Annotated in this window: 15 protein-coding genes; 11 read left to right on the forward strand and 4 right to left on the reverse strand. The window is 68.9% G+C overall.

Annotated elements, in window-relative coordinates; translation table 11 throughout:
* The first annotated feature begins 45 nt into the window (after window positions 1-45).
* The 3 genes from ACZ5YA_RS05265 to ACZ5YA_RS05275 are packed head-to-tail and all read left to right on the forward strand — an operon-like array spanning window position 46 to window position 3,031.
* The gene (locus ACZ5YA_RS05265; RefSeq protein WP_059376059.1) at window positions 46-813 is read left to right on the forward strand and encodes an endonuclease/exonuclease/phosphatase family protein; all 768 of its coding nucleotides are present in this window, start codon (window positions 46-48) and stop codon (window positions 811-813) included.
* Window positions 810-2,003 carry a cardiolipin synthase ClsB gene (clsB, locus tag ACZ5YA_RS05270; protein ID WP_251880086.1) on the forward strand — a complete coding sequence of 398 codons (1,194 nt, stop codon included), beginning with the start codon at window positions 810-812 and terminating at the stop codon, window positions 2,001-2,003. The genes ACZ5YA_RS05265 and clsB overlap by 4 nt, the downstream gene beginning before the upstream one ends.
* Window positions 2,000-3,031, forward strand: a complete 1,032-nt coding sequence (locus tag ACZ5YA_RS05275; RefSeq protein WP_251880084.1) for a lysylphosphatidylglycerol synthase domain-containing protein — start codon at window positions 2,000-2,002, stop codon at window positions 3,029-3,031. Before clsB ends, ACZ5YA_RS05275 begins: the two co-directional genes overlap by 4 nt.
* On the opposite strand, the gene ACZ5YA_RS05280 is transcribed toward ACZ5YA_RS05275, so the two are convergent.
* The 4 genes from ACZ5YA_RS05280 to ACZ5YA_RS05295 form a co-directional block, all read right to left on the reverse strand.
* Entirely contained in the window at window positions 3,021-4,130 is a 1,110-nt protein-coding gene (locus ACZ5YA_RS05280) for a DUF748 domain-containing protein (RefSeq protein WP_464092156.1), read from the reverse strand. The two genes, ACZ5YA_RS05275 and ACZ5YA_RS05280, sit on opposite strands and share 11 nt — an antisense overlap.
* An 82-nt stretch (window positions 4,131-4,212) precedes the next feature.
* Window positions 4,213-4,551: an ElaB/YgaM/YqjD family protein gene (locus ACZ5YA_RS05285; protein ID WP_280015513.1), complete on the reverse strand. Its 339-nt coding sequence runs from the start codon at window positions 4,549-4,551 to the stop codon at window positions 4,213-4,215.
* A gap of 46 nt (window positions 4,552-4,597) precedes the next feature.
* Window positions 4,598-4,798, reverse strand: coding sequence for a hypothetical protein (locus ACZ5YA_RS05290; protein WP_251880079.1), 201 nt, complete (start codon window positions 4,796-4,798; stop codon window positions 4,598-4,600).
* 44 nt (window positions 4,799-4,842) lie between these two features.
* Window positions 4,843-6,615: a thiamine pyrophosphate-requiring protein gene (locus ACZ5YA_RS05295; RefSeq protein ID WP_464092157.1), complete on the reverse strand. Its 1,773-nt coding sequence runs from the start codon at window positions 6,613-6,615 to the stop codon at window positions 4,843-4,845.
* 160 nt (window positions 6,616-6,775) lie between these two features.
* Here ACZ5YA_RS05295 and glgA point away from each other — a divergent pair, with 160 nt between their 5' ends.
* From glgA to treY, 8 genes are read left to right on the forward strand one after another with little or no spacing between them, the layout of a single operon-like run.
* Entirely contained in the window at window positions 6,776-8,332 is a 1,557-nt protein-coding gene (glgA, locus tag ACZ5YA_RS05300) for a glycogen synthase GlgA (RefSeq protein ID WP_118932426.1), read from the forward strand.
* Between the two features lie 24 nt (window positions 8,333-8,356).
* Window positions 8,357-11,539 (forward strand): alpha-1,4-glucan--maltose-1-phosphate maltosyltransferase, encoded by a 3,183-nt coding sequence (locus tag ACZ5YA_RS05305; RefSeq protein WP_464092158.1) that lies wholly within the window; start codon window positions 8,357-8,359, stop codon window positions 11,537-11,539.
* Window positions 11,540-11,557: 18 nt separating this feature from the next.
* On the forward strand, window positions 11,558-14,911 hold the full coding sequence (gene treS, locus ACZ5YA_RS05310) for a maltose alpha-D-glucosyltransferase (protein WP_464092159.1): 3,354 nt from the start codon (window positions 11,558-11,560) through the stop codon (window positions 14,909-14,911).
* Complete coding sequence (glgB, locus tag ACZ5YA_RS05315; RefSeq protein ID WP_464092160.1) at window positions 14,908-17,106, forward strand: 1,4-alpha-glucan branching protein GlgB; 2,199 nt, start codon at window positions 14,908-14,910, stop codon at window positions 17,104-17,106. The genes treS and glgB overlap by 4 nt, the downstream gene beginning before the upstream one ends.
* Window positions 17,107-17,112: 6 nt before the next feature.
* Window positions 17,113-19,221, forward strand: a complete 2,109-nt coding sequence (glgX, locus tag ACZ5YA_RS05320) for a glycogen debranching protein GlgX (protein ID WP_464092161.1) — start codon at window positions 17,113-17,115, stop codon at window positions 19,219-19,221.
* Entirely contained in the window at window positions 19,218-20,996 is a 1,779-nt protein-coding gene (gene treZ / locus ACZ5YA_RS05325) for a malto-oligosyltrehalose trehalohydrolase (protein ID WP_464092162.1), read from the forward strand. The genes glgX and treZ overlap by 4 nt, the downstream gene beginning before the upstream one ends.
* The gene (gene malQ, locus ACZ5YA_RS05330; protein WP_464092163.1) at window positions 20,993-23,086 is read left to right on the forward strand and encodes a 4-alpha-glucanotransferase; all 2,094 of its coding nucleotides are present in this window, start codon (window positions 20,993-20,995) and stop codon (window positions 23,084-23,086) included. Before treZ ends, malQ begins: the two co-directional genes overlap by 4 nt.
* Before the next feature lie 2 nt (window positions 23,087-23,088).
* Window positions 23,089-25,776: a malto-oligosyltrehalose synthase gene (treY, locus tag ACZ5YA_RS05335; protein ID WP_464092833.1), complete on the forward strand. Its 2,688-nt coding sequence runs from the start codon at window positions 23,089-23,091 to the stop codon at window positions 25,774-25,776.
* Window positions 25,777-25,883: the final 107 nt, after the last annotated feature.

Genomic DNA, 25,883 nt, shown 5'->3' on the forward strand with positions numbered 1-25,883 from the left:
AACGCGGATTGCTCCGCTGTCCGGATCGACCCATCCGGAGCGTCCATGCCCTCCTCCCGCTACATCGATGCCACCACGCTGACCGTGCTGACCGTGAACACGCACAAGGGTTTCACCAGCTTCAACCGCCGCTTCATGCTGCATGAACTGCGCGAAGCCTTGCGGATGGCGAGCCCCGACATCGTGTTCCTGCAGGAAGTGCTGGGAGAACACCAGGGGCACGCCGAACGGCATCAGGCCTGGCCTGCCCTGTCCCAGTACGAATTCCTGGCGGACTCGCTGTGGACCGATTTCGCCTACGGCCGCAACGCGGTCTACCCGGCGGGACACCATGGCAATGCGCTCCTGTCAAGATATCCCATCGAACGCCACGAAAACCATGACGTCACCGTACATGGGCATGAGGGCCGCGGACTCCTGCACTGCGTGTTGCGGGTGCCCTCGCTGGATACGCCGGTGCATGCGATATGCGTGCACCTGGGCCTGCTGGAAGGCCACCGGGGCAAGCAGTTGCGCCGCCTGTGCGAACTGGTGGCGCAAGGCGTGCCCGCCAGCGAACCGCTGCTGATCGCAGGCGACTTCAACGACTGGCGCCTGCGCGCCGACTCGCTGATGCGGGATTGCGGCACGCGCGAGGTCTACACGTCGCGCCTGGGCCGCCCCGCCCGCACGTTTCCCGCGCGCTGGCCCTTGTTGCGGCTGGACCGCATCTACGTGCGCAACGTCCGGGACTGGCAGCCGGTGCCGCTGGCCTCGCGGATCTGGTCGCGCCTGTCCGACCATGTGCCGATCTGCGCGGAGATCGCGCTATGAACCTGCGCTGGCGCGAGAACAACCGCTACACGCTGCTGGAGAATGGCACCGGGTATTTTCCGGCCGTGCTCGATGCGATTGCCGCGGCGCGCGGCGAAGTGCTGGTGGAAACCTTCATCCTGTTCGACGACGCCGTGGGGCAGGAGTTCCAGCGCGCCCTGATCGCCGCCGCCCGTCGCGGCGTCAGCGTGGACCTGACGGTGGACGGCTATGGCTCGGACGAGCTGGACGGCGCCTTCGTCGGCGCCATGACCGAAAGCGGCATCCGTGTGCATGTATTCGATCCGCGTCCGCGCTTGCTCGGCGTGCGCACCAATGTGTTCAGGCGCATGCACCGCAAGATCGTGGCGGTCGACCGCCGGGTCGCCTTTGTCGGGGGTATCAATCTTTCCGCCGACCACCTGCCCGACTACGGGCCGCAAGCCAAGCAGGACTATGCGGTGCGGCTGGAAGGCCCGCTGGCCGCGGACGTCGCGGACTTCGCGCGCGAGGCGCTAGCGGTGGACGCGTGGACCCGCAAGCGGCGGCGGCCGGCGCGCATGGATCCCATGCCGGAAGGCGACGGCGGCGGCCGCCTGGTGGTGCGCGACAACATCGAGCATCAGACGGACATCGAACGCTACTACCGGGCCGGCGTGCGCGCCGCGCGCGAGGACGTGCTGATCGCCAACGCCTATTTCTTCCCCGGATATCAGTTGCTGCACGACCTGGCCAACGCCGCCCGTCGCGGCGTGCGCGTGCGGCTGCTGCTGCAAGGCGAACCCGATGTGCTGGTCGCCCGCCTGGCGGCGTCCATGCTGTATGACTACCTGATCGATGCGGGCGTGGAGATCTACGAGTACTGCAAGCGCCCGCTGCACGGCAAGGTTGCCTGCGTGGACCGAGACTGGAGCACCATCGGATCCAGCAATCTGGACCCGCTCAGCCTGGCGCTCAATCTGGAAGCCAACGTGGTGGCGCGCGACGCCGGTTTGAACGCCGCGCTGCGCCGCAGCCTTGACCGGCTCATCGAACAGGATTGCCGGCGCATCGAGCTGCCCGAGGGGTCCAGGCGGCGCTTGCGGCGGCTGTGGATCGGCGTGGTGGTATTCCATTTCCTGCGGCGCTTTCCCGCCTGGGCCGGCAGCCTGCCCGCGCACAAGCCCCGCCTGAAGTCGCTGCCTATCCAGGCGCAACAGGAGTCGGCATGAGAGTGTTCCGCTCCACGTTGACGCGCGCGTGGAGGCACCGCTGGCCGCGGGTCAAGCGTGCCTTGCCGGTGATCGTGTTGGCGTTGGTGGCGGCGCTGCTGTACTACTTCGGCCGCTCGGTAGACTGGGCGCAGGTCTGGATCGCCATGCGCAGGATACCGCCGGGGACCATAGCCGCTGCCGCCGCACTGGTCGTGGCGGGCTACCTGACCTACGGCGGCATGGATCTCCTGAGCAAGCGCTACACCCGGCATACCCTGCCCTGGCCCAAGGTGTTGGGCGTAGCCATGATGAGCTATGCCCTGAATCTGAACCTGGGCGTGCTGCTCGGCGGCCTGGGCGCGCGCCTCAGGCTGTACGCGCGGCTGGGCTGCCGCAAGTCGGTGGCGACGCGCGTCACGCTGTTTTCGGCTGTGTCGAACTGGATAGGCTACGCGTGGATCGCGGGCGCGCTGTTCGCGGCGGGCGCGGTGTCCGTGCCGCAGGGTTGGGCCATCGGGTCACACCTGCTGCGTGCACTCGGCGTCGCGTTGCTGTTGCTGGCGGCAGGCTACGTGGCTGTGTGCGCACGGGCGAAGCGGCGCACCTGGACCTGGATGGGACAGCATGCGGTGCTGCCCGGCGCCGGCATGGCGGTGGCGCAAAGCGTGGTCGCGGCCCTGTCGTGGGCCATCATGGGGGCCATCATCTATCTGCTGCTGCAAGGCAAGGCCAGCTATTTTGCGGTGCTCGGCATCCTGCTTTGCGCCAGCTTCGCGGCCCTGGTGATCCGCGTGCCGGGCGGACTGGGCACCACGGAAGCCATCTTCGTGGCCACGCTCGCGCCCGGGATCCCTGCTGCCGAGGTGCTGGGCGCGGCGCTGGCCTACCGGGCGCTCTATGCGTTCGCGCCCTTGTTCCTGGCCCTGGCGGCCTTTGCCGCGTTGGAGGTGAAACTGAGGCACAGGCGCGCGCAACCGGAAGTTGAGCCCAGGCCGGCTGCGGCTGACAGGCGCCGCAACGACGCCGGCCACTCGTTCAAGGCTTAGGCGTGAGCAGGTCCGACAAGGCGTTGCCCAGTTCCTTCACGGCGCCGGTAACGCCTTCGGCCGCACCTTCGGCGCCCACGCCGATTGCATGGCTGAAGCCCTGGGCCACCTGGGCGGTAAAGCCGCGCGCGACGGAGAACTTGGGATTGTCGAGGTCGCCTGCCAGGGAAAAATCGAAACGCAGCGTGCCGCTCTGGTCCTTCAACGCCGCCAGCACCGCCTTGCGCGGCAGTGAAAACAGGTCGCCGTTGCCGCCGAAGCGCAAGCCTCGCAGGGCCACGGTGCCCGTGGCCTGCAGCCGTCGCTTGGTGATGGCGGTGCGCATGTCCAGGTCCATGGCGCCCGCGGCCAAGGACGTGGCGCCGTTGTCGGCCAGGTACGGCGCGGCATGCTGGATGTCCATGTTGCGCACCGCCACCTTGATGTCGGCATCCGTGCCGCCCAGCACCAGCCAACCCTGCGCGCGCACCGTGGCGGCCCCGTTGCGGTTGCCTTCGACATTGCCGGAGAATTCCATCTCGCTGCGCGAGCCGTCACCGGGGATGGTCAGCGGACGCAGACTCGCCTCGACGCCCGAAAACGGGATCCTATGCGCGGACCGAGAGACTGCGGCGTCCTCGAAATCCAGCCGGCCGTCGCGCAGTATCAATTCCGCGATGCGGATAGGCGTGTTGCGGCGCGGCTGGCCGTCGCCGCCTTCGCCCGCCCGCATCGAGGCCTGCAACGCGGGCGCAATGTCCATATCGCCATTGGCCCGGCGCACCACGGTGAAGTCGAAGCCTTCGATGATGACGGTCTTGAAGACCGTCTCATGGCGCAGGAAGGCAGACCAGTCCGGCTCCAGGATCACGTGCCGCGCGCGGGCTCCTGCCTGGCCCGTGCCGCCGGATATCGTCACGTCCTTGAGGATCACCTGCCGATAGCCGATGTCGACCTGCCCCACCTCGCCGCGCGGACCCAGCATGTTGGCGATGCGCTGCTCGGCGATGCGCAAGGCGGCGAACGCCAGCACGACACCCACCGCCGCAACCAGGGTCACGACCGCCAAGGCTTTCCCCCATGGCGATTTGCGGCGTGGCGCGGTTGGGTCGATGTTCATCGTGGATTCCGGTGTTGCGGCGCAATCCGAGCATGGTCCTGGAAACGCCCCGCCCTATCAATGGGCAAAAAGGATTAGGCGCTCAGCGGCGTTTATGGTCGGCCATGAGGCACACGCCCGCCAGCATGCCGATCAGCGCCGCGCCCGCCAGGCTCTTCCAGGCGTTTTCATGGACGTACTCGTCGGCGGCATGGGAAGCATGCCGGGCGCGCTCCCAGGCTGCACGCTCCCAGCCCTTGGCGTGCTCGCGCGCGGCTTCGAGCTGCTGCTTGAGGCTGTCGCGCGCAGCTTCGATCTCGGAACCGCTATAGCTCGCCGTGCTGCGCAAGAGCGCCTCGGTGCCAGCGATCAGTTCGCGCACCGTGCGCGTGTTGTTGTCGGCGGGTTGAAACATGTCCCGCAATCCGTGGTGCTTGTTCATACGTGCTCCTTGTGAAAAAACGTGTGCGGCAGAAGGCCGCGGTTCCTCAAAGCCTGTCGATCCCCGGCGTCTGCTGGGGATCCAGTCCGGGCATGGGGTTGGGCAGGCTGTCGGGCGGCCAACGGCCGTGCCGGTCGGTCTCGTGCCGGCCTGGGTCGGGGGTGGGCTGTTCGGCGGGATGCTGCTGCGGACCCGGCGGTTTGGGGTCCGCGGGCCGGGAGGGTCCGGAAGGTCTGGTCTTGGTCATGGCATGCTCCTGAACGACAGAATGCGATCGATGCGGCCGCGGCCTCATCCCGCCCACCATTGCTTGATGGTCGCGCGCAAGGCCGCGCCTGCCGCGCCGCCCTCTTCCTTGCGCAGCGCCTGGAAGTACGCGGCCACCTGCTTGGCCGGAATGTGCGGCGGCAAGGGTGGCACCTCGGGGTCGGTCACCATTTCCAGCACGACCGGACGGGTCGCCGCCAGGGCTTGATCCCAGGCGTCTCCCACGGCGTCCGGGCTGTCCACCCGTATGCCTTCCAGGCCTAGCAGGCGGCCATACTCCGCGTACGAAAACCGGGGCAGCCATTGCGAATCCGCGAACCTGGGGTCGCCTCCCATGACGCGCTGCTCCCAGGTGACCAGATTGAGGTCGCCGTTGTTCAGGACCATGACGATCAAGGTCGGGTTGGCCCAGTCCTTCCAGCGGTGGGCGATGGTGATCAGCTCGTTCATGCCCAGCATCTGCATGGCGCCGTCTCCGACCAGCGCAATGACGGGCCGCTGCGGATGCGCCAGCTTGGCGGCAAGCGCGTAAGGCACGCCGCAGCCCATGGTGGCCAGGCCACCCGATACCGAGCCCATCATTCCCTCGCGCATGGCGATGTCGCGCGCATACCAGTTCGCCGCCGAGCCCGAGTCGCAGGTCAGAATGCTGCGCGGCGGCAGCCGTTTGGACAGTTCCAGGAAGGGACGTTGCGGATTCAGCGGCCGGGCCTGCACCATTGCGCGCGCCTCCACGGTTTCGTGCCAGCGCGCGACCTTGCCCTCGATGCGTTCGCGCCAGCGTCGCGCGGTCTTGGGCTGCAACAAGGGAATCAGGGCCTGCAGGGTCAACCGGCTGTCGCCGACCAAGCCAAGTTCCACGGGATAGCGCAGGCTGAGCTTGCGGCCGTCCAGATCGATCTGCACCGCCCTCGCCTGTCCTGGCGGCGGCAGGAACTCCGAATACGGAAACGACGTGCCCACCATCAGCAGGGTGTCGCACTCGTTCATCATGTCCCAGCTGGGCTGCGTGCCCAACAAGCCGATGCAGCCCGTGACGTACGGCAGGCTGTCGGGTACCGCCGCCTTGCCCAGCAGCGCCTTGGCCACGCCGGCGCCCAGCAGTTCAGCGGTCTGGCGCACTTCCGCGCCAGCCTGCAACGCGCCCGCCCCGACCAGCATGGCGACCCGTTCGCCGCGATTGAGGATGTCTGCGGCATTGCGCAAGGCGGCCTCGCCCGGCACGCCGGCATGCGAGGTCAAGCCTATGCCCGTCGGCACGGTCCCATGTTCGCGGGCGGGCGTCTCCACCGCCGGCAAATCCTGCACATCGTTTGGAAAAATGACGCAGGTCACGCTGCGCCGCTCCAGGGCGATGCGCATGGCGCGGTCGATCATGTGGCGCGCCTGTTCGGCGGTCGCGGCCATCTGCACGTAATCGTGCGCCACGTCCTTGAACAGGCTGATCAGGTCGACTTCCTGCTGGTAGTCGCCGCCCAGGGCGCTGCGGGCCTGCTGGCCAACCAGGGCCACGACGGGCTGATGGTCCAGCTTGGCGTCGTACAGGCCATTCAGCAGATGGATGGCGCCTGGACCGGAGGTCGCCAGGCAGACCCCGGCCTGCCCGGTGAACTTGGCGTGGGCGCAGGCCATGAACGCCGCGGCTTCTTCGTGGCGGGCCTGGACGAACTCCAACGGCTCCCGGGTGCGGCCGAAGGCGCCGATCAGGCCGTTGATACCGTCTCCGGGGTAGCCGTAGATCCTTCTGACCCCCCATTGCGACAGCCGTTCCAACACAAAGTCCGCCACAGTCTTCATTCGATGCTCCGCGTTTTCCCGCAATTCGACAGAACGCCCAGATCAGCAATTACCGTTCCCGGCCGTGTCCGCCTGCGACGGTGCCGGCGCAGGCACGGCGCTTGCGGATGAAAGCCCCAGCGGCGGACGCGCTCGACGATCCGCCTGAACGGGAGTTGGCATGACAAAGATTCGAACCCTGGTAGTGGCGGGTGAAGCGTTTCCCCTGGCCAAGACGGGCGGCCTGGGGGACGCCATCACGGGCATGGCGCGCGGGCTGTGCGAAGCCGGCGTGCCCGTGACGGTGCTGCTTCCGGCCTACCGCGGCGTGCGCCAGCGGCTGGAGCGCTTGCGGGTGGTGGCGCCACTGCACAATCTGCCGGGAGGGGAAGCCCGGCTCCTCGCCGGGCATTGCGCCCAGTCGGGGCTGGACTTCCTGCTGCTCGAGAACGACGCGCTTTATGACCGGCCTGGCATCTATCTGGACGAAAACAGTTGCGAGCACGCCGACAATGCGCTGCGCTACGCGGCGCTGGCCCATGCGGCGGTGCGGGTGGCGGGCGGGTTGCCCGGCATCGCGCGGCCGCAATTGCTGCATGCGCACGACTGGCACGCCGGACTCGTGCCGCTGCTGCTGCGGGAATACGGCCCGGGCGACGTCAAAAGCATCATGACCATCCACAACCTGGCGTTCCAGGGACAGTTCCCGATGGAATGCGCCGCCTCCCTGGGCATACCTGAACGCTACCGCAACGACGAAGCCGCCGGCGCCTGGGGCCGCTTGAATTTCCTCAAGGCCGGTATCCGCTACGCCGACCGCGTCACCACCGTCAGCCATACCTATGCCCGGGAAATCCTGACGCCCGCCTTTGGCTGCGGACTGGAGGGACTGCTGCGGCGGCGCGCCGCGGATCTGGTGGCCATCCCCAACGGCATCGACAACATGGTGTGGAATCCGGTGCGCGATCCGCATCTGGGCTCATTGCGGTTTTCGGCGCGCGACCTGGGCCGCAAGGCGCGCAGCAAGGCGGCCCTACAGCGGGAGTTCGGCTTGCATGAGGATGCCGAAGCCGTGCTCCTGGCGATGGGCAGCCGCCTGACGGAACAGAAGATGGCGGACGTCGCCGCGCAGGCCTTGCCCGAGGCGCTGGATCGCCACCCGCGCCTGCAGGTCGCGATCCTCGGCCAGGGCGACCGCCGCCTGGAAGAAGCTCTCAAACGACTGTGCGCGCGCTTTCCCGGGCGTTGCTCCACCCGCATCGGCTATGACGAGGCGGTGGCCCACCGGCTGCACGCGGGCTCCGACATGCTGCTGCACGGCAGCCGCTTCGAGCCCTTCGGCCTGACGCCGCTGTATGCAATGCGCTACGGATCCATCCCGATAGGTTCGCGGGTGGGCGGCATGGCCGATACGATCGACGATCCCGGGCCGCGCGCGCCGCTCTCGGCAATGGCCGGCGCCAATGGCTTGCTGTTCGACGGCGACGACCCCGCGGCCATGAATGCGGCCATCGCCCGCGCCCTGCGCCTGCGCGAGGACGCCATGCTCTGGCGCACCATGCAGCGCAACGCCATGAACGCGGATTTCAGCTGGCGCGCCGCCGCGGCGCCCTACGCCGAGCTTTATCGCGCGCTGGCCGATACCGACAGAAGGCCCCGCGTGCCGGCCGTGGCCGAGGTGGCTGCCCTACGCGCTGGCCAGCGTTCTGGCGGGCCTTTTCCCGCGCCCGCCGTCTAGGCGCCCCGACAGGAGGAACCGCAGGTGCCCACAGCCCCGCCAGCCCATCCGCACGCTCCCTTGCGCCTCTACCACGCCCGTGGCGGCGCAAGCGGGGACGCCTGCGCCCGTGGCGGTGAAATCGGGCCGCGCCTTTATTCACACTTGCGGCAACGCGGATTCAATGCCCTGCTGCTGCCGGCGCCCTGGCTGCAGGGGCCGGAAAGCGCCTCGCCCGCCCCGCTGGATGCCGACAGCGCGCAGCTGGCAGGCGGGCGCGTGCCCATGGCCGACTGGATCGAGCAGGCCGCGGGGCAGCTCGCCGAACACGGCCTGGCCCTGTACCTCGATATCGTCATGGACCGCTGCGCCGTCGGCGCCGTAGCCGACACGGCTGGCCCCGGCTGGTATCAACCGCCAGCCGAAAACCCCGCGCGCGATCCGCGCATGAGCGCCGACGTGCGCGAGGCGCTGCACTTGCGTCCGGGGCCGCCGCCGCCGGGCTTTGTGGAGACCTGGAGCAAACGGCTGCGGCGCTGGTTCGAACGCGGCGTCGCAGGCTATGTCTTCCATGCGCCGCAATGCCTACCGGCCCAGGACTGGGCGGCATTGGCGGCGGCGTTGCGCGGTCCGGATCGCGCCGCGCAACTGTTTGCCTGGGCGCAGGGACTGACGCCCGAGTCGCTGGCGGCCTTGCGCGGCGCGGGCCTGGACGGCCTGTGCTCGTCCTTGCCCTGGTGGGACTGCAAATCCGGCTGGCTGGCGGAGGAAGACCGCAGGCTGCGCGCCATTGCCCCCGTCGTTGCCGCGCCGCCGCGCGACGTCCCGGACAAGCGCGGCGCCTGGGCCGCGGCGCTATGCGCGGATGTCCTGATGTTCGATGGCGAGGACGATGCCCGGCTGCCCGACGTAGCCGCGGCCAATCGCTGGTTTGCGCAAGCCGGATTGCGCGGCCCGCTGCGTCTGGCCGGCGGGCGCGACGGCCACTGCACCATGCTGCTGCGCGAATGCGCGGCCGGCACCGCCGTCCTGGCGCTCAACCCGTCGGATACGGAGGAAGCAAGCGTGGATTGGGACGCGCTGGCGCCGCTGCTGCCGCCGGCCGATTTCCTGTCCGAAGGCGTGCCGGACGGCCTGGCGCCGCAAGGCAATGCCATTGCGCCCGCGGGCTGCGCCATGTATCTGCTCGAACCCACGCATCCCGTGCGCGAAGCTTCGCGGCATGTGGCGCGCCGCCAGGACGGCGCCGCCAGCCAGCGCATCGTGGTCGAGCAGGTCAGCCCCACCGTGGATGGCGGCGCCTTCCCCATCAAGAGCATCCCGCATGAGCGGATTCCGGTGCGCGCCGACATCTACATGGACGGCCATGAACTGCTGGCCGCCGAACTGCGCTGGCGCGCGGCCGACGAAAGTTCGTGGCGCGCAGCACCCTTCACGCGCGGCTTGAACGACCGCTGGGAAGCCTCGTTCCGTCCGCGCCGCATCGGGCCGCACGAGTTCGTGGTGCATGCCTGGCTGGACGCCTGGCAGACCTTCCGCCATGACTTCGAGGTGAAACACCAGGCCGGCGTGGACCTGCGCCTGGAAGTGGAGGAAGGCCTGCTGATGCTGCGCGCGGCGCTGGCGCGCGCCCGCAACGCCTCGCACCCCGGCGCTATGACGTTGCGCAACACGCTGCAGAGATTCGCCAAGGCCGCCGAAGACGAACCGGCCCCGCCCACGCCGCAACAGATCGATGCGCTGCTGGACGAGGATCTGGCCGGCACCATGCGCGAACTGGACGACCGCCCTTTCGAATACGTCAGCCCCGCGCCCTATCCGGTCTGGGTGGATCGCGGCCAGGCCTGCCACGCCAGCTGGTATGAGCTGTTTCCGCGTTCGCAATCCGCGCTGCCCGGTCAGCATGGCACCTTCGACGACGTCATTGCGCGGCTGCCGGACGTGCGCGAGATGGGATTCGACGTGCTCTATCTCCCGCCCATCCATCCCATCGGGCAACGCAACCGCAAGGGGCGTAACAACAGCCTGCGCGCCGAGCCCGGCGACGTGGGCAGTCCCTATGCCATCGGTTCTGCCGACGGCGGGCACGATGCGGTTGAACCGCTGCTGGGCGGGCTGGACGGCTTCCTGCGGCTGGTGGACGCGGCCCGCGCCCACGGCATGGAAGTGGCGCTGGACTTCGCGATCCAGTGCTCCCCGGACCATCCCTGGCTGGCGCGGCACGCGGACTGGTTCTCCTGGCGTCCGGACGGTTCGCTGCGCTATGCCGAGAATCCGCCGAAGAAGTACCAGGACATTGTCAATGTCGCCTTCTACGGCGCCGTCGCCCGCCGCGCGCGCAAGCTGACCCTGTGGCGCGGGCTGCGCGACGTGGTGCTGTTCTGGGTGCAGCATGGCGTGCGCACCTTCCGGGTCGACAACCCGCATACCAAGCCGCTGCCGTTCTGGCAGTGGCTGATCGCGGAGGTCCACGCGCAGCATCCCGACGTGATCTTCCTGTCGGAAGCCTTTACCCGGCCCAAGATGATGTACCGGCTGGCGAAGATCGGCTTCACCCAGTCCTACACCTACTTCACCTGGCGCAATGACAAGGCGGAATTGGAGGCCTATCTGGAGGAAGTCTCCACGCCGCCCGCCGCCGATTTCTTCCGGCCGCACTTCTTCGTCAACACGCCGGACATCAACCCCTACTTCCTGCAGTCCTCGGGCCGCCCGGGCTTTCTGATACGCGCTGCGCTGGCGGCGCTGGGGTCCGGCCTGTGGGGCATGTACAGCGGCTTCGAACTGTGCGAGTCGGCCGCCTTGCCGGGCAAGGAGGAGTACCTGGACTCCGAGAAGTACGAGTTGCGCCAGCGCGACTGGTTTGCGCCGGGCAACATCCGCGCGGAGATCACCCGCCTGAACCAGATCCGGCGCGCCAACCCGGCCCTGCAGAGCCATCGGGGCCTGACCCTGGCGAATAGCGGCAACGACCGCGTGCTGGCGTTCTGCAAGTCCACGCCAGGCCGCGGCAATTTCATCCTCGCGGTCATCAGCCTGGATCCCTTCCAGCCGCAGGCGGCGCGTATCGAGGCGCCATTCTGGCTGTTCGGCGAGGCCGACACGGGCCGGCTGATCGCAGAAGACCTGCTGGCTGAACGCAGCGAGCCATGGCAGGGGCAGATCCGCGAACTGACGCTGCATCCCGATCAACCCTATCGCGTGTGGCGCTTGTCGCTGCATGGATGACGCCGCGCGCCCATTGCCATGATCAGTGAAACCCAACCTCTCCAGGACGACGGCCTTTGGTACAAGGATGCGGTCATCTATCAGCTGCACGTCAAGTCATTCTTCGACTCGAACGGCGACGGCGTGGGCGATCTGCCCGGCCTGATCTCCAAGCTGGACTACATCTCCAGCCTGGGGGTCAACACGATCTGGCTGCTGCCCTTCTATCCGTCGCCGCGCCGCGACGACGGCTACGACATCGCCGACTACCGTGGGGTGCATGCGGATTACGGCACCGTGGCCGACGTGAGGAAGCTGATCCGCGCGGCCCACGCCCGTGGCCTGCGCGTCATCACCGAACTGGTGGTCAACCATACTTCCGATCAGCACCCCTGGTTCCGCCGCGCGCGGGCGGCCAAACCCGGATCGGCCGCGCGCAACTTCTACGTCTGGTCGGACAACGATAAGGCCTATGCGGGTACGCGCGTCATCTTCTGCGACACCGAGAAATCCAACTGGACCTGGGACCCCGAGGCCGGCGCCTATTTCTGGCACCGCTTCTACTCGCACCAGCCCGACCTGAACTACGACAATCCGCAGGTGCTCAAGGAAGTGCTGGCCGTGATGCGCTATTGGCTGGACATGGGCGTGGACGGCTTGCGCCTGGACGCGGTGCCGTACCTGGTCGAACGTGAAGGCACCAACAACGAAAACCTGCCCGAAACGCACGAGGTGCTCAAGCGCATCCGGGCCGTGATCGACGCCGAGTATCCCAACCGGCTGCTGCTGGCCGAGGCCAACCAGTGGCCGGAGGACGCGCAGGAATACTTCGGCGCCGGCGACGAATGCCATATGTCCTTCCATTTCCCGCTGATGCCGCGCATGTACATGGCGATCGCGCAGGAGGACCGCTTCCCCATCATCGACATCATGCGCCAGACGCCGGACATTCCCGCGTCCTGCCAATGGGCGATCTTCCTGCGCAACCATGATGAGCTGACGCTGGAAATGGTCACCAGCCGCGAACGCGACTATCTGTGGAACGTGTACGCGGCGGACCCGCGCGCTCGCATCAACCTGGGCATCCGGCGCAGGCTGGCGCCGCTGCTGGAACGCGACCGGCGCAGGGTCGAGCTGATGAACAGCCTGCTGCTGTCCATGCCGGGCACGCCCGTGCTGTATTACGGCGACGAGCTGGGCATGGGCGACAACGTGCACCTGGGCGACCGCGACGGCGTGCGCACGCCGATGCAATGGTCGCCCGACCGCAACGGCGGCTTCTCGCGCGCCGACCCCGAACAGCTGCCGCTGCCGGTGCTCATGGGCCCGCTGTACGGCTATGAAGCGGTGAACGTGGAGGCGCAACAGCGCGATCCGCATTCCCTGTTGAACTGGACCCGGCGCCTGCTGGCGCAGCGCCGACAAAGCCATGCGTTCGGACGCGGCGCCTTGCGCTTCATCTTCGCGGGCAACCGGAAGATCCTGGCCTATCTGCGCCAATGGCAGGACACCACCATCCTGTGCGTGGCCAACCTGTCCAACGCCGCGCAGCCGGTGGAACTGCAACTGCAGGAGTTCAACGGCCGCGTGCCGGTGGAAATGCTGGGCGGCACGCCGTTCCCCGCGGTAGGCGAGCTGCCCTACCTCCTGACCCTGCCGCCTTACGCCTTTTATTGGCTGGACCTGAGCAACCAGGCTGCCCCGCCCGACTGGCATGCCAGCACGCCCGAACAGATGCCGGAGCTGACCACCCTGGTGCTGCGCGCGCATGGCGGCGCGGCCTTGACGGACGCGTCCCGCGCCACGCTGGAGCGAGAAGTGCTGCCCCAGTACCTGGCGCGCCAGCGCTGGTATCCGGGCAAGCAGCCGCCGGCGCGCGCACGCCTTGCCTACGCCACGCCGTTCACCGGCGCGGATGGCGAGTACTACTGGGCCGAAGTCGAGCCCGAAGACGGCGTCGACGGCCTGCGCGCGCAGGCGCCTTTCGTGCTGGTCTGGGACGAGGCCGCCGCCGTGCAGTATGCGATCGCCCGGGTGCGGCGCGGCGCGGAAGTCGGCGTGCTGGCGGACGCCTTCCTGCAGCCCGGTTTCGTGCGCACGGTCGTTCAGGCTATGCAGCAGGGCCGCGAGCTCGACGGCCGCAGCGGCGGCAAGCCCGGCGACAAGCCGGGGGTCATCCGCTTCCTGCCCGAAGCAGGCCTGGCCGACCTGGAGGTCGCCGGGGACGGCGAACTGCAATGGCTGACAGGAGAACAGTCCAACAGCTCGGTCGTTGTCGATGGCAAGCTGATACTGAAGCTGATCCGCGCCGTCCAGCCCGGCGGATCGCCCGAGTTGGAGATGACCCGCTACCTGACGCGCGCCGGCTACGCCAACATGCCGGCGCTGCTGGGCGAGGTGCAACGGGAGGACGCCGACGGCGTGGTCCATACGCTGGCGGTGGCGCACCGCTATGTCGCCAACGAGGGCGACGCCTGGAACTGGACGCTGGATCTGCTCAAGCGCACGCTGGACAATGCGCTGCTGGTGAACCAGAGCCCTGACGAGTTCGCCCAGGACCTGCAAGGCTACGCCGCAATGGCCGCCACCATGGGCGAGCGCCTGGCGCAGATGCACAACCTGTTGTCGCAGGCCACCGACGACCCCGCGTTCCAGCCGCGCGCTGCCCGCCAGGCGGATGCCGATGCGCACGCGCGGCACGTCCAGGGCCTGCTGGAACGCGCGGAAAAGAACTTGCGCGCGCAACTCGGCGAACTGGAGGCCCCTTCGCGCGCCTGCGCCGAATGGTACTTTGAGCACCGCTCCCGGCTGGCGGCGCGCGTGGCGGCGATGGCGCAGGCCGAGACCGGCGCCTTGCGCTTGCGCGTGCACGGCGACTTCCATCTTGGGCAGGTGCTGGTGGCGCAGGCGGACGCCTATCTGATCGACTTCGAGGGCGAACCCGTCAGCAGCGTGCAGGCGCGCCGCGCCCTCGCCTCGCCCTGCAAGGATGTGGCGGGCATGCTGCGTTCGTTCGACTATGCCGCCGCCTCGATCGCCCGCAGCGACATCATCGGCGGCGCGCCGACCGACGCCAATGCCGGCGCGGGCGAAACGCCGGGCGCGCCTGTCGCGCCAGCGGAACTGCGCGACCTGCTGTTGGCGCGCTTTCGCCAGACCGCCAGCCAGGCCTTCCTGCAAGGCTACCGCGAAGCGCGCACCACGGCGCTTGTCCCGCCTGCGGCCGACGACGCGCTGCTGGCCCTGGCGCAACTGGAAAAGGCCGCCTATGAAGTGAGCTATGAGGCCGCGCATCGCCCCGACTGGATTTCGATACCGCTGTGCGCCCTGGTGGAGCTGGCGCGCAGCCTGCTGCTGTCGGCCGCGGTGGATGAGGAGGACGCGTCATCATGAGCCAGGACATGCCCGCAGGCGGCAGCCTCAGCGCCACCTCACCCGTCGAACTGGCTGCGCTAGCCTGCGGCCTGCACAGCGATCCGTATGCCTTCCTGGGGCCACACGAGGGAGAAGTGCGCGTGTATGTCCCCGGCGCGCGGGCTGTCGCTGCGCTGGACGGCGCCGGTGCGCGCATCCCCTTGCGCGAACAGGGCCAGGGACTGTTTCTTGGACGCGTTCCTCAAGCCCGCTCCGGCGACGGCGGCTCGTACCGTCTGGCGATCCAGTGGCCCGATGCCGAACAGATCACCGCCGACCCCTATGCCTTCGGCACCCTGCTGGAAGACGGCACGCTGGAGGAGCTGGCGCAAGGCGCATGGCGCAGCGTCGGCACAGCCCTGGGCGCGCGGCTGATGGAAATCGACGGCGTGGCAGGACTGCGCTGCGCGGTATGGGCGCCGAACGCCCAACGCGTGGCGGTGGTGGGCGATTTCAACGGCTGGGACAGCCGCCGGCACGGCATGCGGCTGCGGCACCGCGCCGGCGTTTGGGAGATCTTCATCCCGGGCGTGCAGGCCGGCGAACGCTACAAGTTCGCCATCACCGACCGCGCCGGCAATCAGCGCCTCAAGGCCGATCCGCTGGCGCGGCGCAGCGAAGCGCCGCCGGCCACGGCCTCGGTGGTGGAGGACGGCGCCGGCTATCCGTGGGAAGACCAGGCCTGGATGGCGCAACGGCGCTCGCGCCAATCCTCCGACGCGCCGCTGTCCATCTACGAAGTGCATGCGGGCTCCTGGCTGCCAGACGACCCGGACTCGCGCGCCTGCATCTGGGACCGGCTGGCCGACAAGCTGCCGGCCTACGCCCGCGCCATGGGCTTCAGCCATGTGGAGCTGCTGCCCGTCATGGAGCATCCCTTCGGCGGGTCCTGGGGTTACCAGCCGCTGGGCATGTTCGCGCCCGCGGCGCGCTATGGTCCGCCCGCCGCCTTCGCCCGTTTCGTCGACCGCTGCCACCACGCAGGCATCGGCGTGATCCTGGACTGGGTGCCGGCGCACTTCCCGGACGACGCGCACGGCCTGGCCCGCTTTGACGGCACCGCGCTGTACGAGTACGAGGATCCGCGCGAAGGCTATCACCCGGACTGGCACACCATGGTCTACAACCTGGGCCGCACGGAGGTGCAGGCTTTCATGATCGCCAGCGCGCTGCATTGGTTGCAGCGCTTCCATGTCGACGGCCTGAGGGTGGACGCGGTCGCGTCCATGCTCTACCGCGACTACAGCCGCCAGCCCGGCCAATGGATCCCCAACCGCTACGGCGGCCGCGAAAACCTGGAGGCGGTGCAGTTCCTGCAGGCGCTCAACGGCATCGTGCGACATGAAGTGCCGGACGCCATCATGATCGCCGAGGAATCGACGGCCTGGCCCGGCGTCACCGCGCCGGTCAGCGACGGCGGGCTGGGCTTTCACTACAAATGGAACATGGGCTGGATGCACGACACCTTGCGCTACCTGTCCGAGGACCCCGTGCACCGCAAGCATCACCACCATGACATCACCTTCAGCATGGTGTATGCGTACAGCGAGCGCTTCATCCTGCCTCTATCGCACGACGAGGTGGTGCACGGCAAGGGCTCGCTGCTGGCCAAGATGCCGGGCGACGCGGCCGCCAGGCTCGCCAACCTGCGCGCCTACCTCGGCTTCATGTGGGCCCATCCGGGCAAGAAGCTGCTCTTCATGGGCGGCGAAATGGCACAGCCCAAAGAATGGAACCATGACGTCCCGCTGGATTGGGACCTGCTGGACCGCCCCGGCCACCTGGGCATACAGCGGCTGGTTGCCGACCTGAATGGCCTGTACCGCGGAGTGCCGGCGCTGCATGCGCTGGATGCCGATCCGGCGGGCTTCGCCTGGACGATCCTGGACGACCGGGACAACAGCGTGGTCGCATTCATCCGCAGCGACGGCGTCCATCATGTGCTCGCGGTCGCCAATTTCACGCCGGTGGCGCGGCATGACTACCGCATCGGCGTGCCTCGGGCCGGCCGCTGGGCGGAAAGGCTGAATACCGACGCCACGCACTACGGCGGATCCGGCCAGGGCAACCAGGGCGGCGCCAGCACCGGCCTCAGCGCGTCCCATGGCCAGCCCCAGGCCTTGTCCTTGACCTTGCCGCCGCTGTCCACCCTTTTTCTGCTCTACGAAGGTTGAACGCATATGGATCCCTCCCAATTCACGCGCATCGCCGGCGGCCAGCCCCATCCGCTGGGCGCGGTCAGCGACGGCCTGGGCGTGAACTTCGCGGTGTTCTCGGCCAACGCCACGCGTATCGAGCTGTGCCTGTTCGATCCCAAGGGCCGCAAGGAACTGCGCCGCTTCGACCTGCCGGAATGCACCGACGAGATCTGGCACGGCTACCTGCCCGACGCGCATCCCGGGCTGGTGTACGGCTATCGCGCCCACGGTCCTCACGATCCGCGCAACGGGCACCGTTTCAATCCCCACAAGCTGCTGCTCGATCCCTACGCGCGCCAGTTGATCGGGCCGCTGCATTGGAGCGATGCGCTGTTCGGCTATCGCATGAAGCATGCGCGCGCCGACCTCAGCATCGACCGGCGCGATAGCGCGCCCGCCATGCCCAAGGCCATCGTGGCCGAGGAAACGCCCTTCACCTGGGGCAACAGCCGGCCGCCGGCCACGGCCTGGAACGATACCGTGATCTACGAGGTGCACGTGCGCGGCGCCTCCATGCTGCGCGAAGACCTGCGCCAGCCCTTGCGCGGCACCTGCTCCGCGCTGGCCGACCCGCGCTTCATCGAACACCTGCAACGGCTGGGCGTGACGGCCGTGGAGCTGCTGCCCGTCCATGCGTTCCTGCAGGACCGCTTCCTGACCGAACGCGGCCTGCGCAACTACTGGGGCTACAGCACGCTATCGTATTTTGCGCCGGAGCCCGCCTACCTGCAGCACAACCCGAACGAACTGCGCCAGGCCATCCGCCGGCTGCATGCCGCCGGCATCGAAGTGATCCTGGACGTGGTCTACAACCATACGTGCGAGGGCAGCGAGCTGGGGCCCACGCTGTCCTGGCGCGGACTGGATAACGCCAGCTACTACCGCCTGGTGCCGGGCGATGAACGCTACTACATCAACGACACCGGCTGCGGCAACACCGTCAACCTGTCGCATCCGCGCGTCCTGCAAATGGTCACGGATTCGCTGCGCTATTGGGCGCAATCCTATGGCGTTGACGGCTTCCGCTTCGATCTGGGCGTCACCCTGGGCCGCGAAGGCACCGGCTATGACCCGGGTTCGGGCTTCTTCGACGCCGTGCTGCAGGACCCTGCCCTTGCCCGCCTGAAACTGATTTCCGAACCCTGGGACGTGGGCCCGGATGGCTACCAACTGGGTAACCATCCGCCCGGATTCGCCGAGTGGAACGACAAGTTCCGCGATGCCACCCGCCGCTATTGGCGCGGGGATCCTGCCATGCGCGGCGAGATGGCGGCGCGCTTGTGCGGATCGCGCGACCTGTTCGACCGCCGCCACCGGCGCCCCTGGAGCAGCGTCAACTATGTGGCCTCGCACGACGGCTTCACGCTGGCCGACATCGTCAGCTACGACGGCAGCCACAACCAGGCCAACGGAGAAGGCGGCAACGACGGCCACGGCGAGAACTACAGCCATAACTGGGGCGCCGAAGGCCCGACCGGGGACGCCGCCATCCTGGACACCCGGAAACGGGTGCAGCGGGCTCAGCTGGCCTGCGTGTTCCTGGCCGATGGCACGCCGATGCTGCTGGCGGGCGACGAATTCGGCAACAGCCAGGAAGGCAATAACAATGCCTATTGCCAGGACAACGCCCTGTCGTGGCTGGACTGGACGCAAGCGCAGGCTGACGACGGTCGTGAGCTATCCCGCTATGCGGCGCGCCTGATCGCATTGCGCCGCGCCCACCCCAGCACGCGCGCCGCGCGCTACGGCGACGCGGGCCAGGAGCTCGCGCCTGGCGTGAAAGCCATCTCCTGGTTCGATCCAGCGGGCGCCGAACTGGACGCCGCCGCCTGGGAGTCGGAGGCCAATGCCCTGGTCCTGCGCCGCGCCGCCTGCCGCGAAGACGGCAGCGTCGACGTAACGTTGCTGTTGCTGAATCCAGGCGCGGAAGACGCGGTTTTCCAGATGCCGCCGCCCGAACTGGCCTGGATCCGCGAGCTGGATTCCGCCACGCAGGCGCCTGCCGCGCCCTTGTCGGAGCCCGCCGTCACGGTGGCCGCGCGCAGCGTGGTGTTGCTGGCGGCGACCTACGTGCCGGGAGATCCGCCATGACATACGACTATGCATCCGGCGCAATCCCGCTGGAGAGCGGCGTCACGCGCTTTCGGCTGTGGGCGCCGACCGCGCCCGCCGGCTTCGCGCTCGAGGTCGAAGGCCATCCTGCCATCGCCCTGCGTCCCGGCCCGGACGGCTACGTGCAGGCCGACGTGGACTGCCCCGTCGGCGCCCGCTATCGCTACCGCCTCGACGCGGACACGGTCGCGCCCGATCCGGCCTCGCGCCTGCAGTACGGCGACGTGCATGGCGACAGCATCGTGGTCGCGCCGGATGCCTACCCCTGGCGCTACGGCAGCTGGCGCGGACGGCCCTGGGAGGATGCCGTGTTGTACGAAACCCATGCCGGCCTGGAGGGAGGCTATGCGGGTCTGCTGGCGCGGCTGCCGGAGCTGGCGGCGCTGGGCGTGACCTTGCTGGAGTTGATGCCCATTGCCGACTTCCCCGGGCCGCGCAACTGGGGCTATGACGGCGTGCTGCCCTATGCGCCCGACGCGGCCTACGGCACGCCCGACGAACTCAAGCGTCTGATCGACGAGGCCCATGGGCTGGAAATGGGCGTGATGCTGGACGTGGTCTACAACCATTTCGGACCCGACGGCAATTACCTGCCGCGCTATGCCGCGCCGTTCTTCAGGCAAGACGTCGCCACGCCCTGGGGCGACGCCATTGATTTCCGTCAGCTGGCGGTCAGCCAGTTCTTCAAGGACAACGCGCTGTACTGGCTGACCGAGTACCGCTTCGACGGGCTGCGCCTGGACGCCGTGCATGCGATCGCGGGCCATGAATGGCTGCATGAGCTGGCCCAGCACCTGCGACAGCATATTCCGCCCGAACGCTACGTGCATCTGGTGCTGGAGAACGACGACAACCGCGCCAGCCTGCTGCAAGGCGATTTCGATGCGCAATGGAATGACGACGCGCATCATGCCCTGCATTGCCTCCTGACCGGCGAAAGCCACGGCTATTACGCCGACTATAGCGCCCTGCCGGCCCAGGCGCTGGCGCGCTGCCTGGCCGAAGGCTGGCTGTACCAGGGACAGCGTTCACCCTACCGCGGCGGACAGCCGCGGGGCGAACCCAGCGCGGAACTGCCGCCGACCGCCTTCGTGCTGTTCCTGCAGAACCATGACCAGACCGGCAACCGTGCGGGCGGCGAACGCCTGACCAGCCTGGTGGACAGTCCCGCCCGGCTGCGCGCCGCGGTCGCGTTGCAGCTGCTGTCGCCGCAGATCCCGCTGATCTTCATGGGCGAGGAACGCGGCGCGCGCACGCCGTTCCACTACTTCACCAGCCATGCCGACCCGGCCCTGGCGCAAGCGGTGCGCGACGGCCGGCGGCGCGAGTTCTCGCGCTTTCCCGAATTCCAGGGCGCGGGCGCGCTGTCCGACCCGAACGATCCCGCGACCTACCTGGCCAGCAAGCCGCGCGCCAGCGCCGCGGACGCGCATGCCTGGATGCGGGACTACGCGGTCCTGCTGCATCTGCGCGCCCGCCTGATCGCGCCGCGGTTGGCTGGCGCGGTCAGCCTGGGCGCGGCCGCCATCGGCGAACGCGGCGTGTACGCGCGCTGGCAACTGGCGGGCGGCGCGCGCCTGACGGTCTATGCGAACTTCGGCCCCGATCGCCTGGCGCTGCCCGAGGCCTTGCAGGCGGGCGTCGAGGCCTATGCCACGCTGCTCTTCGAATCCGTGGCCGGCGCGCGCGACGCGCTGGTCCACGGCGAGGTGTGCGGCGACAGCACCGTGTGGCTGCTGGAGGAGCCGGCATGACCACCACGCCCGCCGGCGATCCGGCCTTGTCCGCGCTGGCCGCCAAAGCCGGCATCGCCGAACACTGGACCGACGCGCGCCAGCGTCCGCGGCAGGTGTCGCCGGATACTTTACGGCTGCTGCTGGAGGGCATGGGCCTGCCGGCGGGCAACACCGATGACATCCGCGATAGCGACCATCGCCTGGGCGTGGAGCTCGGGGCCCGGCTGCCGCCCCTGCTGGTCGCGCGCAGCGGCATGCCTGCCTCCCTGCCCGCTTGCGCGCGCGGCCGCTACCGCATCGAGTGCGAGTCCGGGCTGACCTGCGACGGCGAGGTCGCAGACGACGGCAGCCTGATCGCGCCGCAGGAGCCGGGATATCACTCGCTGCATCTGGCATGCGGCCAGACCGTGCTCGCGGTGGCTCCCCGGCAAGCGCCCAGCCTGGACGATCTGACCGATGGCATGCGGCCGCGCGCCTGGGGACTATGCGCGCAGGTCTACAGTCTCAGGCGCGATGCCGGCCAAGCTGGCGACGGCGGCTTCGGCGGCTTTGGCGCGGTGCGCGAGCTGGCCGCCGCTGCCGCGGCCGAGGGCGCCGACGCGCTCGCCATCAGCCCGGTGCACGCCATGTTTGCCGCGCAACCGCAGCGCTGCAGCCCCTACGCGCCATCCAGCCGCTTGTTCCTGAACACCCTGTACGCGGATCCCGCCGCCGTCCTTGGTGACGATGCCTTGCGCCGGGCGCTGGCCGAGTTGGCCGCCCAGCCGCCCGTAACCGACTTGATAGATTGGCCATCGGCCGGGATATGGCGGCAGCGCCTGCTGCGCGCGCTACACCGCCAGTTCCGCACAATCGGACCGGAGGATGCCCGCCAGCGCTACGAGGCGTTCTGCGTCCGCCGCGGCAAGGCGCTGCGCGACCACGCCGTATTCGAAGCCTTGCATGCCGCCCAGGCAGCGCATGGCGCACACCACCTGCCCTGGACGCAATGGGCCGCCGGCCTGCGCGATCCGGACTCGCCGGAAGTCGAGCGATATGCGCGGCAGCATCCGGTCGAGGTCGACTTCCATCGCTACGCCCAATGGCTGGCCGCCGAAAGCCTGGGCCACGCGCAGAAGGCGGCGCGCCGCGCCGGCATGCGCGTGGGGCTGATCTCCGACCTGGCCGTGGGCGACAGTCCGGACGGCAGCCACGCCTGGAGCCGCCAGACCGACTTGATGCCAGGACTGTCCATAGGCGCGCCGCCCGACATCCACAATCCGCAAGGACAGAACTGGAATCTGGCCGCGTTCTCGCCGCGCGCGATGCATGCCCAAGGCTACGCGGCCTACATCGACATGTTGCGCGCCGCGCTGGCTCACGCTGGCGGCCTGCGCATCGATCACATCCTGGGCATGGCGCGGCTGTGGCTGGTACCGGATGGACTGGCCGCCGATGCGGGCGCCTATCTGCGTTATCCGTTGCGCGAACTGCTGGCGCTGACGGCGCTGGAAGCCTGGCGCCACCGCGCGCTTGCCATCGGCGAAAACCTGGGCACGGTGCCTGAACGCTTCAACCGCGAACTGGCGGATCACGGCATCCTGGGCATGAATGTGCTGTGGTTCATGCGGCAGGAGCCTGACATGACCGCGCCGCCGTCCGAGCCGCCCAAGCCGGCGCCTTTTCTTGCCGCCGAAGACTGGCCCGTCCAGGCCGTGGCCATGACCTCGACCCACGACCTGCCGACCTTGCGCGGCTGGTGGGCCGAGCGCGACATCGACGTGCGCGCCGAACTGAACCTGCTGGGCGGCGGCGATGACGAGGCCACGCTGCGGCACAACCGGCGCATGGACCGCAGCTTGCTTGCGCAAGCCATGGGCTGCGCCGTCGAACCCGCGCGGCCGCCGCTGGAGGACATGCTGCGCTTCGTGTCTTCCAGCCCTTGTCCCCTGCTGCTGGTGCCCATGGAAGACCTGGCGGGCGAACTGGAACAGCCCAACCTGCCCGGCACCGTGGATCAGCATCCCAACTGGCGTCGACGCCTGGCCGCAAGCAGCGCGGCGTGCTTCGCCGACCCAGCCGTGCAAGGCCGGCTGCAAGCCCTGCGCACGGGTCGGAGTCGGCCATGACCATGCCGCGCGCCACGGTCCGCCTGCAACTGCATGCCGGCTACACGCTGCACGACGCCCACGCCTGCGTGGACTACTACGCGGACCTCGGGGTCAGCCACCTCTACCTGTCGCCCATCACCAGCGCCCGCCCCGGCTCGACGCATGGCTATGACGTCATCGACCATGGCGCGGTCAATCCGGAGCTGGGCGGAGAGTCGGCGCTGAGGGACCTGGCCCGGGCGGCCCGCCGGCGCGGGCTGGGCCTCATCGCGGACATCGTGCCCAACCACATGGCGGCACACCCCGCCAATGCCTGGTGGCGCGATGTGCTCGAACACGGCGCCGCAAGCGCGCATGCGCGCTGCTTCGACATCGACTGGAACGCGCCGGATCCCGCGCTGCGCGGCAAAGTCCTGCTGCCCATCCTGCCCGACTCCTACGGCGAGTCGCTGAATCGAGGCGTAATGGCGCTGCGCCACGACGCCACTACCGGGCGCGTCGAACTGGAGGTCTCGGGCCAGCGTTATCCCGTGGCGCCGGAATCGCTTGCGCGCGGGCTCGATCCGCAAACCCTGCTGCGCCGCTGCGACCCGGCGCGCGCATCCGGCCGCGAGCGCCTGCACCGGCTGCTGCAGAGCCAGCATTACCGGCTGGCCTGGTGGCGCTGCGCTGCCGATCAGATCAACTGGCGGCGCTTCTTCGAGATCAGCGAGCTCGTGGGCGTACGGGTCGAGGACGAAGCCGTCTTCGATGCCGTGCATGCGCTGCCGCTGCGCCTGTACGCGCAAGGCCTGCTCGACGGACTGCGCATCGACCACATCGACGGACTGGCCGCGCCGGGCGCCTATCTGCGCAGGCTGAATCGATGCCTGGCCGAAGCCGGAGCCAGCCGTCCGCCGGCTTGCGCCCAATCGCAAGCCTATCTGGTGGCGGAGAAGATCCTGGCGTCGGACGAAGCGCCCGATGGGCGCTGGCAGCTGCATGGCACCACCGGCTACGACTTCATGGATCAGGTCGGCGCCTTGCTGCACGACCCGCAGGCCGAAGCGCCGCTGCGGGCGTTCTGGCAGATGCTCACGGGCGATCTGCGCACGCCGCAGCGCCAGCTGGAAGCGGCGCGCACGCGCATGCTGCAGCGGCACTTTTCCGCGGAACGGCTGGCGCTGGTCCGCTGCCTGGAACGTTTGGCGCGGCACGACCGCCGCACCCGCGACTGGTCCGCGCCGGCCATGGACCGCGTGCTGTCCGCGTGGCTGGCGGCCTTTCCGGTGTACCGGACCTATGCCGAGGACGGCGGGCGCAGCGACGCGGACCGCGACCGCTGCGATGCGGCCGCGCAACGCGCCGCAACCCTCCTGCGCGCCCTTCCCGGCTCGGCTGACGCCGCCTTGCTGGCGCAATTGGACCGTTGGCTGAGCGGACGCCCCGCCGACCCCGCAACGGCGGATCATGCCGCCGCGCCGCTCGCGCAAGGTGAAACGGAAGCTGCGCAATCCCTGCGCCGGTTCCAGCAACTGACGCCGCCGCTGGCCGCCAAAGCGCTGGAAGACACGCTGTTCTATCGCTACGGCCCGCTGCTGTCGCGCAATGAAGTCGGCGCATCGCCGCAGCGGTTCGCGCTGTCGCCCGAGGCTTTCCATGCTCTGGTCGAAGCGCGGGCGCGCGAATTTCCCCACGCCATGCTGGCCACGGCCACGCATGACCACAAACGCGGGGAGGACGCGCGCGCGCGGCTGGCGGTGCTATCGGAAATGCCGCAAGCCTGGCGCAAGACCGCGTATCGCTGGATCCATGCCCTGCCCGACGCCGGGCAACTCACCTTGGCAGACCGCTACCTGCTGGTGCAGACGCTGATCGGGGCTTGGCCCGCCGGCTGGGATGCCGACATCATCGAACAGCGGCCGGCAAGCGTGGCCGCATGGATCGAGCGCGTGGCGCAGTGGCAGCTCAAGGCGCTGCGCGAAGCCAAGCTCCATACCAGTTGGACGGATCCTGACTCCGCTTATGAAGCCGCCGGGCTTGGCGCACTGGAGTTTCTGCGGGACGCGGCCCCCGGCCGGCGCCTGCTGGCCGAAATCGCCGCATACGCCCTGGAGCTGGCCCCCGCCGGCATGATCAACAGCCTGGCGCAGACGCTGTTGCGCAACACGTTGCCGGGCGTGCCGGATCTGTACCAGGGTACGGAGTTCTGGGACGTAAGCCTGGTCGACCCTGATAACCGGCGCGCGGTCGACTATCCGCCGCGGATAGCCATGCTGGCCCGCGCTCGCGCCAGCGCCGCCGTCCGACCCAGCGCAGCGGACTGGCGCAGCGGCGCGGTGAAGCAGGCCCTGATCCAGCGCCTGCTGTCGGCGCGGCTGCGCCACTCGGCATTGTTCGGCCAGGGCGAGTGCATCCCCCTGGCTGCAACCGGGACGCATGCACGGCACGTCGTCGCCTGGCTGCGGTGTCATGAAGACGAGTGTGCCGTGATCGCCGCGCCGCGGCTGTGCGCCCTGCGCCTGTCCGGCTACGCTCGCGGCGAGCCGCGGGCGGCGCGGGAATTCTGGGCCGATACCGCGCTGTGCCTGCCCGATGCGGTCAGGGACTTGGCGTGGCGCGATGCAATGGGCGACGAAAAGGCGCGGCGCGGCGCCGACGGTGCGCTGCCCTTGTCCGATCTGCTGTGCGAACTGCCGGTAGCACTGTGGCTGTCACCGGCGGCTTGACGCTTCAATGACGATGCATGAAGCACAAACGGCCTTGTCCGCCCACAGCGGGACAAGGCCGTCCTTACCGCGATACCCGCCCGACTACAGGGCCCGGAACACGCGGT

Source organism: Achromobacter sp. JCM 18799, assembly GCF_055395645.1.